The sequence below is a fragment of the Campylobacter concisus genome (assembly GCF_902460595.1).
GTDB classification, from domain to species: Bacteria; Campylobacterota; Campylobacteria; order Campylobacterales; family Campylobacteraceae; genus Campylobacter_A; species Campylobacter_A concisus_BL.
Genome location: NZ_CABPVA010000001.1, coordinates 736,829 through 748,773, shown reverse-complemented (window position 1 = coordinate 748,773; position 11,945 = coordinate 736,829). Strand labels below are relative to the sequence as shown.

The window sequence follows — 11,945 nt, the reverse complement described above, 5'->3', positions numbered from 1 at the left end:
CTATTTTATCACAAAAGTAAATATATAATTAATAATAATTTAAGTTTAAGAAAGACAAAATATCGTCTATATAGTTTACATTAAGGAGGTAAAAAAATGAAAAGAATTTTAGTTTTACTTGTAGTTCTATTTTCTATTGGATTTTCCAAAGATCTTACTGAATTAGGATACGAAGCTTACAATAAAGGTGACTACCAAAAAGCAGCTGAATTATGGCAGAAAGCTTGTGATAGTGGAGAGGCTTGGGGTTGCGCTATCTTAGGGGTTTTATACCAAAACGGTCAAGGTGTAAAACAGGATTACCAAAAAGCAGCCCAGCTTTATCAAAAAGCTTGTGATGAGGGAGATGTTGTGAGTTGCTCTAACTTAGGGCTTTTATACCAAACCGGTCAAGGTGTAAAACAAAATTACCAAAAAGCAGCCCAGCTTTATCAAAAAGCTTGTGATGGGGGAAGTGCTGAGGGTTGCTCTAACTTAGGGCTTTTATACCAAAACGGTCAAGGTGTAAATCAAGATTACCAAAAAGCAACCCAGCTTTATCAAAAAGCTTGTGGTGGGGGAATTGCTGAGAGTTGCTCTAACTTAGAGCTTTTATACCAAAACGGTCAAGGTGTAAATCAAGATTACCAAAAAGCAGCCCAGCTTTATCAAAAAGCTTGTGATAGTGGAGATGCTTTGGGTTGCTATAATTTAGGGGTTTCATACGAAGACGGTCAAGGTGTAAATCAAGATTACCAAAAAGCAGTCCAGCTTTATCAAAAAGCTTGTGATAGTGGAATTGCTGAGGGTTGCTCTAACTTAGGGCTTTTATACCAAAACGGTCAAGGTGTAAAGCAGAATTACCAAAAAGCAGCCCAACTTTATCAAAAAGCTTGTGATGGGGGAAGTGCTGTGGGTTGCTCTAACTTAGGGGTTTTATACGAAAACGGTCAAGGTGTAAGGCAGAATTACCAAAAAGCAGCCCAACTTTATCAAAAAGCTTGTGATGGGGGAAGTGCTGTGGGTTACTTTAACTTAGGGGTTTTATACGGAAACGGTCAAGGTATAAGACAAAATTTTTCCACTGCAAAACAATATTTTGGCAAGGCTTGTGATTTGGGACTTCAGCCAGGATGTGATAATTACAAAAAGCTAAACGAAAAAGGCTATTAAAAATTAATTAATATGAGATGTTCTTTTCTATTGTTAGACAACTACGAGACGCTTTTAAAAGAAGAATGGAATCCGACCTAGGCGGTTGGTAAAATTTAAGCAGCCTGCAATATAAATTTGTAGGCTGCTGATTTCAAAGGAATTGAAAATGATAACTAGCATAAACGGACTTAGCAACACATCGATACAAGAAACCACTATCCAAAAAGAAAATATACCTAAAGATACCAAAGATGATGAAAAGGCCAAAATAGAAGCTTTATGGTATGGTCCAGTTGGAAAGAGCATAAAAGAGATTATTGACATAGACGAAAATGAAGATAATTGGGTTGCAAAAACGATAAGCAAAATAGATAATATGCTTTCTAAGCGTTACAATACCGAACAAGATCGCAACGCCATGTCGATGAAACAGCCAAAAACTTTAGAAGAAGCAAAAGATCAAGTCCTTATAATGTATTCTGATATATTAAAGGAAAACTCTGTTGATGGCAAGCCAACCATGATGGGCAAACTAATAGGTCTTGGCACAAAAGAAGAGGAGGCTGACCTAAGAGCTTTTATGGATAGCATGTCTTCTCTTTATCCAAATGAAAACAAGGAGTCGCTTAGTCTTTTAGATAGAACCGACCTAAGCATAGATGAATTTAAAACATTATTTGCCAAAGCAAGAGAGAAAGCTACAAAGGATGTTGAAGAACAAAGAAAGCAGATAATCAAAGAAGAGCAAGAATACAATGCAAATTTTGCTAAAGAGCAAGATGATAAGACATTTAAACCTATGCAGGTTAAGAAGAAGTATGAGACCTATGATATAAACAAGGATCAAAAATTTCTCTATGCAAGAGAGCTTTTAAATTTCAAAGAAAAAAGAGGCATAGATGTCTTAGAACTTATGCAAAAGATAGATAAGAAGCAAATTTTAAATAAGATGGCTTGATAGGTAAAGCAGAACGACCTTGTCATAGGGGTAACTTAGTGGCGGCTTGCGCTAAATACAAAGATAAATTCAAACCTTTTTATCGACAACCTTTTTACCATTTTCTTCAAGCTTTTGCATGATACGAAGCACGTCGATACCTCGTTCTCTCTCAAGTTCTTGAAGCTTAAGTAAAAACGAGAATTTCTCATCCTTAGTAATGTCATAAGTTTCAGTGTTTTTGCTTTCAGCTTGGATGGGAGTAAATTTTTTCTCTTTGGTGTCGTCTTTTTCTTCTTCAACGCTCTCTATATCCTGAAGACCTTTTTCATTCATCTCTTTTAGTATATTGACAGCATTTTTGGCATCTTCGCCAGATAAAGTTATGTTAAACCGCTCTTTTAATGCATATTTAGCCCACTCCTCTTTAAACTCATCAACGCTCATATCGCTATCAAGCAGATCAACAGTCCTTGAGTTTTGCATAAATAGCAGCTGGCGATTGCCACGATATTCATTTAAAAATTCATTTACAGTATATGGGGTATCTCTTAAAAGCTTTGGCTTATCATTGTCTGGTTTTGCTTGCTGACCTTGTATATACTCTACAAACAAACCCTTACTTTCATTTATGAAATTTTTAAGATCTGATAACTGCTCGCTTGTAAAATCAGGATCATAGCCTCTGAGCTTTCCTATGATAGTGACTTTTGCTTCATTGCCTTTTGTAAAGCCAGATAGTGGATATATATGTCTATCATAAGACGCAGTTTGAGCTTTTCTATCAAGCCTTGCATACTTAGAAAATGTCATACCATATCCCATATCGTTACTAAGTATTTCGTTTATATCGTTAAATTTAAACCCCATCTCACTAGCTATGTGCTCTCTAGACAGATAAGGATAAGGCGAGCTAGAAATTTGCATTTTACTATCCTTAGTAAGTTTTAAACTACTCAACTATTTTTCAAAATTTGTTTTAGTGAAAATTTCTTAGTTTGTAAATCGACCTTTTAATAATTTAGTTTATATATGACTTCTCTCTACACAAAATGCTCCCCTATTGATAAAATTTTCGGCACAACTTTTGCTTACTCTTTGAAGCTAAATTTCAAGGAGTAAGCTATGAAAGTCTCTTATAACTCCATCTTAACAAAACAGCACTACCAAAAACAGACAAAAAGCGAAGGCTTTGCAAATTTCTTGCCTAACACTCCAAATATAAATTCGATCAGCCAAACCACTATTCCTAAAAATGACTTTGTTTCATCTAGTAGTATCGACTCTCTTTATCAGGCCAAATTTACTTCACAAGAGGGTTATGGATATAGTGTAGATGCTAAAGGATTTATGGGAGCTGACTTTAACAAAGCTGCAGGCTTGCCACAGGACTTTAAAATCCACAAAAGCACACTTGATGCGATAGTGCTACACAATCAAAAACATCCAAACTATACAAATTCTATAATGGAAACAAAAAAAGATAACCAACTCTTTGGAGAGGATAGCTTTGCAAATATCGATCTAGCAAATACTATAAAGCAATACTATAAAATTTTTGATCAAATTTCAGCTGGAGTTATTAGTAAGGGTAAAGAGTTTTACTCAAATGAAGATCTAGCAAAGATGCCAAAGGGCTACTTTTCAAAAGATAAAAAAATGGATCATTTCGAATACCTAATGGGTAGGATGACTAGCGATGAGCTAGATGGACTAACCGATAGAAGCAATGAAAAGATAACTCATATCTTTAGGACAGCCCAAGACGCAGAAGATGCACATAGGTTATGGGATGATCTAAGCGATATAAATGTAGAAGTCAATGGAAATTTCCTTGACTTCTCTCCAGAAGTGATGACAACTGAGCATACTATCCCTTATATGTGGGTTAGTAGCGCTGGATATGACTTCAAGCCTGATATGTCTGTATATGACAATGAACAAGGCTATACAAAGGAGCAAATCTTTGTGGCATTTTTAAAAAATGAGCAAGGTCTTGCACTGCAAGGTGGCACAACAAGGATAACTGACGAGGCTCTTAATGTATATAGAGACACACTCATACTTACAAAACAAGATAGAAGCGAGATAGGCATACCAAAGGCTTATTATGATGAGATACTATCTGGTAAAAAAGATCTAAAAGATATACTAGCCAGGATTTTAAAGCTTAGAAATTTAGAGCTTAAAAAAGATCAAACGCTTGAGGGGCTAGCAAGCAAGATAATGGATGTTTTAAAAGAATTTGATGAGAGGACGAAGGTAAAAGCCTAAAGTCCGTCAAGTAAAATTTTATAAAGGCGGTTTATCTCATCGTCATTTAGCTCGATCGTGCTTTTTGTATCAAATAAATTTTTGATCTTGCTAGCGTCAAATTCGCTCCTATCAAGGCAGTGCTTGTGAGAGGGCAAAAAGCCACGAGTTAGGCATAGCTCGCTTTCTATCTCCTCGTCGCAGATAAAGCACTCAAGCTCGCTGTGAAGCCTGCCTTCAAACTCTAAAATTTTGACGTAGCTTTCGATGATAAGGCGTTTTGGATTTTGCAGCTGCATCTGTTTGGCACAGCGATCAAGCTCGTTAAAGTAAATTTCATCGAGCTGCTCGACCTCTTTTAGATGATCATAAAGTAGGCGCATAAACTGCTGCCAAATGATGAGCTTGTCACGCTCTAGCAGCCACTTAAAGCCAAGATGAAGTATGCTTCTAAGCTTTGGTAGAAATTTCGCCTCTTGCTCGAGCTCAAAGTCGATCTTGTAGCCAGTCATGATGTTTGAGTGGCGTGCGCCAAAAAATCTATATGACTTTACGAGCAAATTTGGCGTTAGCACAAAGACTAAAAGGTCCTCATCTCTGACCTTTTGCACGCGCAGGATGTAGCCTTGCATCTAGGCAAAAAACTCCCTTATGTGCTCTCTCATCGCTGTCACGTCTTTGATGAAATTTACATCGTTTCTAAAGGTTGTTGCGCCGTCTATGCCCTTGCTGTATTGGTGGAGGTGCTTTCTAAATATGCAAAGTCCGTGCTCGCCGTAGTGCTCGATCATCGCATCAAAGTGAGCTAGTATGATCTTTTGCTTTAGCGCCTTATCCACGCTAGTTTTGGTCTTTATCTCGTGAAATATCCAAGGGTTGCCGATGCTTGCTCTGCCGATCATTAGGGCGTCACATTTTGTGAAATTTAAAATTTCATCTGCATTTTGCGCGTTTATATCACCATTTGCAACGACTGGGATTTTCACGCTCGCTTTTACTCTAGCGATCGCTTCGTAATCAACCTTTGCGCTGTATCCGCCAGCTCTGGTGCGCCCATGCACTGCGATGTAGTTTGCGCCGGCTTCTTCGCAGGCTTTTGCTATCCTTTCTTCGTTTTTGTCGTTAAAGCCAAGTCTAAATTTAACGCTTAGGCTCTTCTTGTTTGAGACGCTTTTTATGGCTTCGATTATGCTTTGAAGTTTGTCAAGATCATTTAGTAAAGCTGATCCCGCGCCTTGTCTAACGACCTTTGGCACGGGGCAGCCGCAGTTTAGATCGAGCCCGTAAATTCCATCAAATTTATTGATTATCTGCACGGCTTTTTTTAAATTTTCTATATCACTGCCAGCTATCTGGACGACGTAGGGCTCTTCGTTTGGGGATTTTTTAAGCATTTCAAGAGTTTTGTCGCTGCTCTCATAGACCAGGGCATTTGCACTGATCATCTCGCTAACAGTGACATCGCAGCCAAATTTCTTGACGACGCTTCGTAACGGCAGGTCAGAAAAGCCAGCAAGTGGCGCTAAGAAAAGTGGCTTTTTACTAAAGTCTATCATTTAAAAAATAGCGAGCTAGGCACCATTTTACCGTTATCTCGTAAAAATAGTAAAACCTTTATCTCTTTAAACTCATCAGGGTCGCTACCCTCGATGGCTTCTCTTACTTTATCAAGCATCTGAAGCTCAAATAACGCATATACGTAGGCTTCATCAGCGTCAGCATGGATGCTTTTTAGCTTCTCAAAGATGCCGATAAACGCATCTGGTTTTAGTTTATTTTTAAGCATTATGGCTGCTTTGTCGTATTGTGCTTTTGTCACTTTTGCGTTGTTTAAAAGATCAAAAATTTCATCACTACTTAGGTCGATCTCATCATTTACAAAACGCGTGATAATGGTCATTATATCTTCGCTTGCAAGCTCAGGATCGATTTTTTTGATCTCACTAAATGAAGCTGTTTTTATGAGCTTATCGAAGGCTGCCTTTTTAAGGCTCTCGTTTTGTTCTTGGTTTTTAAGCACGTCAAGATAGTAAGTAGGTAGCTGCTCGATCTTGTTTAGCTCGTTTAGGATGTTTAGCTTGCTATCTTTTGCTAGCCTAAATTTCTTTAGATCGACGATCTCTTTGTTTTTTATGTTTTTTATGGTTTGTAAGATATTGTTTATCTCGCCGTCATCAACGCCAACATCTTTAAGCTCGCCTACTGGTGAGATAGAGCGAGTGAGCTGTGAGGCGATCTTGTAAGTGTCGGTTTTGAAGTCTTTGTTGCTCTCAAAGCCAAGAAGCGTCTCTTTTGCAAGATCTTTGTAGAGTTGGCTATCTTTTTTTATCCATTTTTTATATCTATAAAAGGCGTATCCATGATATGCGATGTGAAGTAGGGCAAGGAGTGCCAAAAGGGCTACTGGAAGTGCCACCCAGACAGCTACTGGCAAGGTTATGGCTTGACCTAAGAGCTCAAAGGTGAAGTCTGAACTATTAAGAGAATAGGTAAGTCCTGCAACAACTGCTGTGTAGATGATGCAGTAGACGAGAAATTTTCTGGTTTTCATATTTTCTCCTTAGTTTTTTGCTGTTTTTTCTATTATCTCACGACAAGCTATGCAGTATTTTGCATGCGGTTTTACTTTTAGGCGAGGGATGCCGATCTCCTCTTCGCACATGTCACAAATTCCATAAGTCTTGTTTGCTATCTTTTCAAGCGCCTCGTCGATCTCGTGAAGCTCGGCTCGTTGTTGGGTTGAGATAGACTGCTCTATAAGCTGGTCGGTATTTACTGAAGCGATGTCAAATTCATCGCTTACGCCACTATCTCTTAAACCGCTTACTTCAACTGATGAGTCATAAATATTTTTTTTGATTTGTAATTTTCGCTCTTCAAGTAGCTTTTTGAAAAAATTTAGCTCGTTTTGAGTCATTTTATATTCCTTTATTTGTGATATGGGTGGTTTGCATTTATGCAAAGCCCTCTAAAAATTTGCTCAAAAAGTACGAGCTTGGCGACTTTGTGCGCCATAGTCATCTTGCTTAAGCTCACGACTTTTTGTGCCTTGTTTTTTAAATTTTGGCTAAGCCCATAAGCTCCACCTATGAAAAAATTGATCTGTGAATTTGAGTTTAAAATTTGAGCAAATTCTTGGCTGTCAAGCTGTGAGCCATTTTCATCAAGCATCACACAAAAGCCTTTTAAATTTGGCTCGTAAATTTCATCATAAGCTCTTAGCGCTTCGCTTCTGCCACTACTTTGAGCCTTTGCTATCTTTTCATTAAATATGATTTTGTCGTTTATCTTGGCAAATTTTGCACTCATTTTTATATATTCTTGTATCTCGTTTTCAAAGTTGTCACGCGATGATTTTTGAATGCTAAAAACCGAAATTTCCAAACTTACCCTTTGGTTTTTAGCTTTAGCTCAAAGCCAGCTTCGCTCGGAGGAGTCACTTCGCTTTTAGAGATCATAGCTTTGCTGTTTGTAAGAAATTTAACCATATCGCTTATATATTTTTTGTGTTCGCTTCTTGGCACGATGTCATCTATGAGACCATGCTCAAGCAAAAATTCAGCCCTTTGAAAGCCCTCTGGGAGATCAGCGCCTATGGTTTGTTTGATGACCCTTTGTCCTGCAAAGCCTATTAACGCGCCAGGTTCAGCGATTATTAGATCTCCAAGCCATGCAAATGATGCACTAACGCCGCCCATCGTAGGATCTGTAAGCACTGATATGTATGGGAGCCTTGCTTCATCAAGAAGTTTTAGGGCTGCTGAAGTCTTTGACATCTGCATTAAAGAAAATGTGCTCTCTTGCATTCTAGCGCCGCCAGATGCACTTACGATGATTAAGGCTTGGCGTTTTTCGATCGCGCGTTTTATCGCTCTTACGATCTTTTCGCCCTCGACAGAAGCTAGTGAGCCGCCCATGAAGCCAAAGTCAAAAACAACTAGCTGGATCTCTTGTCCGTTGCATTTGCCTTCGCCGCATATCACTGAGCTTGTGCGTCCTGTTTTTTCTTTATTTTCTGTGATTCTTTTTTTGTATGATTTTTTATCGACAAAATTTAAAGGATCTACTGGTTTTAAATTTGCGTCAAATTCTACAAAGCTACCTTCATCGCAGATCAAATTTATGCGATCATCAGCTTTTAATCTCATGTGATAGCCGCATTTTGGGCATACATTAAAACAAGCTTCAACTTCTTTGTAATACATCAGTGAGTGACAGTTGTCGCATTTTACCCAGTGTGTAGGTGCTTCTTCTGGACGAGGTTGAGCTTTTCTTATCTTTGAAAAAATGTCTGAGAAATTCATCTTTTTACCCACTTATATTAAAAATTGTGGGATTATATCTAATGTTAGCCTTGCTTTTTCTTATATGACTTAAAGTTTGTTTGTTTGTGGGGGATTTAAGGGGCAAGCTAGCCCCTTAAAAGTATCTTATTAGAAGCGTCTTCCGATAGTAAATTCAAATGTATTTGTATCATCGCCCTCTTTAGGGTTAAGAGCTTTTGCGAAGATTAGTTGAAGTGGTCCGATAGGTGTTATCCACTCGATACCAGTGCCAACTGATGATCTGTTTATCATTTTATTTTCGTTTTGCTCGTCTTTTCCAACAGTGCCATAATCATAGAATACAACACCACGCATTTTGACACGATCTATTATAGGGAAGCTCATCTCAACTGAGTTGTTAAATGAAATCTCGCCGCCGTATTCATAGTAGTCGCCATTATATTTTACTTTCGGAGATACAGTTCTGCTCTCGTAACCACGTAAGCTTCTTATACCACCAAGGTAAAGTCTTTCGTTGATCGGAGTATAGCCTCTCTCCCAAATTTTGCCAAAACTTGCTTTATATCTTAAGATAAGATCGTAGTCGATGTACTCTCTAAGACCTAGATAGTAGTTGAAATTTGTGCGGTTTTTAACAAAATCCATATCGCCACCAAGTCCTGCTATCTCAAATGATGTACTAGCTATGATACCGCGTCTTGGCAAGTAGTAATCATCAGTGCTGTTATATGTCAAAGCTGGAGTTATAGCACTTTTTATAGCCTTGCCTTCTCTATAAATTTCTTTTCCTGTGTCTTTATTTATATTTCTTAGTTCGTCATCTTTTAGAGTAACTTTACTTTGCTCGATATTATAAGTAAGTGATGCGCTTAAATTTCTAGTTAATTTTCTACCTAGTGTTGTGCTAAAGCCATAGCTTCTCTCTTTATATGTTCTCCAGTCGTAGTCGTTTGCATAGAGTGTTCCGCCAAGACTATACTCTGAGTCAAAAATTCTTGGATTTGTAAGACTTATCTGACCTGAAAGCTCTCTATCACTCTTATCTACGCTTACTTGTCCTTGAAGACCAGAGCCAAAGATGTTTGTGTCAGAAAGTGCAGCGTTAAGTAGCAAGCCATCGCTACTTCCGTATCCGATACCGCCACTTATAGAGCCAGTTGAGGCCTCTTTTACCTTTACTTTTAGATCGACTGTATTTTTATCAACTGGGTCCTCTTCTATCTCGACATCGTCAAAGTAGCTTGTTCTTTTTAGTGCATCTTTTGAGTCTTGAAGGTCGGTTCTACTATATAAATTTCCCTCAGTTAGATATAGCTCACGTCTTACGACACGATCAACTGTTCTATCGTTTCCTGAAATTTGAACGTTTCTTATATATACTTTTTCGCCAGGATCAACTTCGTAGTCGATATCAACTGTTTTATTTTCATCAAATTTGTCAGTCTTTGGATAGACTTTGACAAATGCATATCCCTTGTCAGCGACCATATCGTCAAGCTTTTTCATATCTTGGCGAAGTCTTGCTGAGTTCATTGTATCGCCAGCTTCTAGTCTAAAGTCATCTATGATCTTTTTAGTATCAAGTCCTAGCTCTTCAGGTGCTGTGATGCTTACATTTGAAACCTTATAAGGCTCGCCCTCGTGGATGTAGTATGTAAGATCAGCCGTGTAGTTATCAAATGACGCATTTAGGTAAGGTGACGAAACTGTCGCGTCTAGATAACCTTTTTGAAAATATTTATCTTGAATCCTTGCTGGGTCGTTTTCAAGCTCGAAAAGTTTAACTTTTCCGTCGTTTCTGCCCCAAAGCCAGCCCATAAATTCTCTACTTTTGTTTGCAACAACTGGTTCAATATCGTCATAGTCAAACTCTTTTGCCCCGACTAAATTTACCTTTTTGATTATCATATTTTCACCACGGTTTATGTTTAGAGTGATGAAAAGTGAGCTGTCATTGTCTGCAACTGGCTGTTTTTCTACATCAACAACTGTGTCAAAGTAGCCTTTTGACTCGTAGTACTGGCGAATTCTCTCTTTTGTTTTTTCGATAGTTAGCTCATCATACATATTGCCAGGTTTTATGTTGATTAGCGATTCGATCGCAGTTTTGTCGTTTGTCACAACGCCCTTTAGATCGACTCTAGCTACGCTTGGCTTCTCTTTTACTTTTACTAAAAGATTGCCATTACCTGTATCTTCTATGTAGATATCATCAAAATAATTTTGCTTGTATAAATTTGTGATAGCCTTGTCGCTAAGCTTTGGTGTTAGCTCTTGACCGACTTTTAGCCCCATTATCTGAGTGGCTACATCAGGTGAAAGGTGGATAAGACCTTTGAAATTTATTGACTGAATTGTTTGTGCATTTAGACCGCTTAAAGCTAGTGCTAGTAAAAATAATTTCTTTTTCATTAAATTTAACCTAGAGTTTTAGTATAAGTGCGTATAATATCATATTTTATTTTTAAAAAATTTAAATTTTATAATTTTAAAGGTTTTTTATGAAAATAGGTATCATCGGACTTGGTCTTATGGGCGGCTCGCTTGGTCTTGCGTTAAAAGATGAAAAATTGATCTCATGTGTCAGCGGATATGATAAAGATGAAAATCACAGCAAAAAAGCGCTCGAACTTGGCTTGGTGCATGAAATTTTAAGCATCGATGAGATGAAAAAGAAGTGTGACATCATCTTTTTGGCCGTGCCAGTCGAAGCTATCGTGAGCATCGTGCAAAATTTAACTGACATTAGCGAAGATACGACGATCATTGATTTTGGATCGACAAAGCAAAAGATAATAGAAGCCGTGCCAGAAAAAATTCGTAAAAATTTCATCCCAGCTCACCCTATGGCAGGTACCGAGTACTCTGGCCCAGAAGCTGCCTTTAAGTCGCTTTATACAGGGGCAACTGTCATAGTTTGTGACTTTGCTGAGAGCTCAGAAAAACATGTAAAAAGAAGCGTTGAGCTATTTTCTCACCTTGGTATGAAGATCATTTTCATGAGTGCAAAAGAGCATGACCATCATGTGGGCCTTATCTCGCATCTGCCTCATGCTATTGCATTTTCGCTTGCTAGCGGGATATTAAAAGAAGAGGATAAAAGGCATATCGTTGCACTTGGAGGACCGACATTTAAGGGCATGATACGTGTTGCAAAGAGTTCGCCATTTATGTGGAGCGATATCTTTAAGCAAAATAAAAATAATGTCGTTGCCGCGATAAATATGTTTGAAAAAGAGCTAAATTTATGCAAAGATCTCATAAAAGATGAGCGCTGGGATGAGCTTTTTGACTGGATGAGCGAAGCTAGAGCTGTAAGAGAAATTTTGTAATTA

General features: G+C 38.1%; 12 protein-coding genes. 4 read left to right on the top strand and 8 right to left on the bottom strand.

Annotated features, from left to right (window positions below; genetic code table 11):
• Positions 1 to 96: 96 nt before the first annotated feature.
• Together F3G86_RS03630 and F3G86_RS03625 are read left to right on the top strand one after the other, a co-directional pair.
• Positions 97 to 1,152: an SEL1-like repeat protein gene (locus F3G86_RS03630; RefSeq protein ID WP_149723020.1), complete on the top strand. Its 1,056-nt coding sequence runs from the start codon at positions 97 to 99 to the stop codon at positions 1,150 to 1,152.
• Between the two features lie 148 nt (positions 1,153 to 1,300).
• Positions 1,301 to 2,092, top strand: a complete 792-nt coding sequence (locus F3G86_RS03625) for a Cj0814-related protein (RefSeq protein WP_149723019.1) — start codon at positions 1,301 to 1,303, stop codon at positions 2,090 to 2,092.
• A gap of 69 nt (positions 2,093 to 2,161) precedes the next feature.
• On the opposite strand, the gene F3G86_RS03620 is transcribed toward F3G86_RS03625, so the two are convergent.
• Positions 2,162 to 2,998 (bottom strand): Cj0814-related protein, encoded by an 837-nt coding sequence (locus F3G86_RS03620; RefSeq protein ID WP_107945129.1) that lies wholly within the window; start codon positions 2,996 to 2,998, stop codon positions 2,162 to 2,164.
• 198 nt (positions 2,999 to 3,196) lie between these two features.
• On the opposite strand from F3G86_RS03620, the gene F3G86_RS03615 reads away from it, so the two are divergent.
• The gene (locus tag F3G86_RS03615) at positions 3,197 to 4,345 is read left to right on the top strand and encodes a Cj0814 family flagellar-dependent secreted protein (protein WP_149723018.1); all 1,149 of its coding nucleotides are present in this window, start codon (positions 3,197 to 3,199) and stop codon (positions 4,343 to 4,345) included.
• Here F3G86_RS03615 and recO read toward each other — a convergent pair.
• The 7 genes from recO to bamA form a co-directional block, all read right to left on the bottom strand.
• The gene (recO, locus tag F3G86_RS03610) at positions 4,342 to 4,956 is read right to left on the bottom strand and encodes a recombination protein RecO (protein ID WP_012001347.1); all 615 of its coding nucleotides are present in this window, start codon (positions 4,954 to 4,956) and stop codon (positions 4,342 to 4,344) included. The genes F3G86_RS03615 and recO overlap by 4 nt on opposite strands.
• On the bottom strand, positions 4,957 to 5,880 hold the full coding sequence (locus F3G86_RS03605; RefSeq protein WP_149723017.1) for a tRNA dihydrouridine synthase: 924 nt from the start codon (positions 5,878 to 5,880) through the stop codon (positions 4,957 to 4,959).
• Complete coding sequence (locus F3G86_RS03600; RefSeq protein WP_149723016.1) at positions 5,877 to 6,875, bottom strand: uroporphyrinogen III synthase HEM4; 999 nt, start codon at positions 6,873 to 6,875, stop codon at positions 5,877 to 5,879. Before F3G86_RS03600 ends, F3G86_RS03605 begins: the two co-directional genes overlap by 4 nt.
• Before the next feature lie 9 nt (positions 6,876 to 6,884).
• Entirely contained in the window at positions 6,885 to 7,241 is a 357-nt protein-coding gene (dksA, locus tag F3G86_RS03595; RefSeq protein ID WP_009294329.1) for an RNA polymerase-binding protein DksA, read from the bottom strand.
• Positions 7,242 to 7,252: 11 nt separating this feature from the next.
• On the bottom strand, positions 7,253 to 7,708 hold the full coding sequence (locus F3G86_RS03590; RefSeq protein ID WP_004317193.1) for a 23S rRNA (pseudouridine(1915)-N(3))-methyltransferase RlmH: 456 nt from the start codon (positions 7,706 to 7,708) through the stop codon (positions 7,253 to 7,255).
• A gap of 2 nt (positions 7,709 to 7,710) precedes the next feature.
• Positions 7,711 to 8,628, bottom strand: coding sequence for an acetyl-CoA carboxylase, carboxyltransferase subunit beta (gene accD / locus F3G86_RS03585; protein ID WP_149723015.1), 918 nt, complete (start codon positions 8,626 to 8,628; stop codon positions 7,711 to 7,713).
• 129 nt (positions 8,629 to 8,757) lie between these two features.
• Complete coding sequence (bamA, locus tag F3G86_RS03580; protein WP_103634308.1) at positions 8,758 to 11,022, bottom strand: outer membrane protein assembly factor BamA; 2,265 nt, start codon at positions 11,020 to 11,022, stop codon at positions 8,758 to 8,760.
• A gap of 89 nt (positions 11,023 to 11,111) precedes the next feature.
• Here bamA and F3G86_RS03575 point away from each other — a divergent pair, with 89 nt between their 5' ends.
• On the top strand, positions 11,112 to 11,942 hold the full coding sequence (locus F3G86_RS03575; RefSeq protein ID WP_149723014.1) for a prephenate dehydrogenase: 831 nt from the start codon (positions 11,112 to 11,114) through the stop codon (positions 11,940 to 11,942).
• Positions 11,943 to 11,945 lie beyond the last annotated feature (3 nt).

Bases quoted from the DNA above. Each gene is read 5' to 3' on its own strand.
- F3G86_RS03630 (WP_149723020.1), top strand. From the start codon at position 97: ATGAAAAGAATTTTAGTTTTACTTGTAGTTCTATTTTCTATTGGATTT.
- F3G86_RS03625 (WP_149723019.1), top strand. From the start codon at position 1,301: ATGATAACTAGCATAAACGGACTTAGCAACACATCGATACAAGAAACC.
- F3G86_RS03620 (WP_107945129.1), bottom strand. From the start codon at position 2,998: ATGCAAATTTCTAGCTCGCCTTATCCTTATCTGTCTAGAGAGCACATA.
- F3G86_RS03615 (WP_149723018.1), top strand. From the start codon at position 3,197: ATGAAAGTCTCTTATAACTCCATCTTAACAAAACAGCACTACCAAAAA.
- recO (WP_012001347.1), bottom strand. From the start codon at position 4,956: ATGCAAGGCTACATCCTGCGCGTGCAAAAGGTCAGAGATGAGGACCTT.
- F3G86_RS03605 (WP_149723017.1), bottom strand. From the start codon at position 5,880: ATGATAGACTTTAGTAAAAAGCCACTTTTCTTAGCGCCACTTGCTGGC.
- F3G86_RS03600 (WP_149723016.1), bottom strand. From the start codon at position 6,875: ATGAAAACCAGAAAATTTCTCGTCTACTGCATCATCTACACAGCAGTT.
- dksA (WP_009294329.1), bottom strand. From the start codon at position 7,241: ATGACTCAAAACGAGCTAAATTTTTTCAAAAAGCTACTTGAAGAGCGA.
- accD (WP_149723015.1), bottom strand. From the start codon at position 8,628: ATGAATTTCTCAGACATTTTTTCAAAGATAAGAAAAGCTCAACCTCGT.
- bamA (WP_103634308.1), bottom strand. From the start codon at position 11,022: ATGAAAAAGAAATTATTTTTACTAGCACTAGCTTTAAGCGGTCTAAAT.
- F3G86_RS03575 (WP_149723014.1), top strand. From the start codon at position 11,112: ATGAAAATAGGTATCATCGGACTTGGTCTTATGGGCGGCTCGCTTGGT.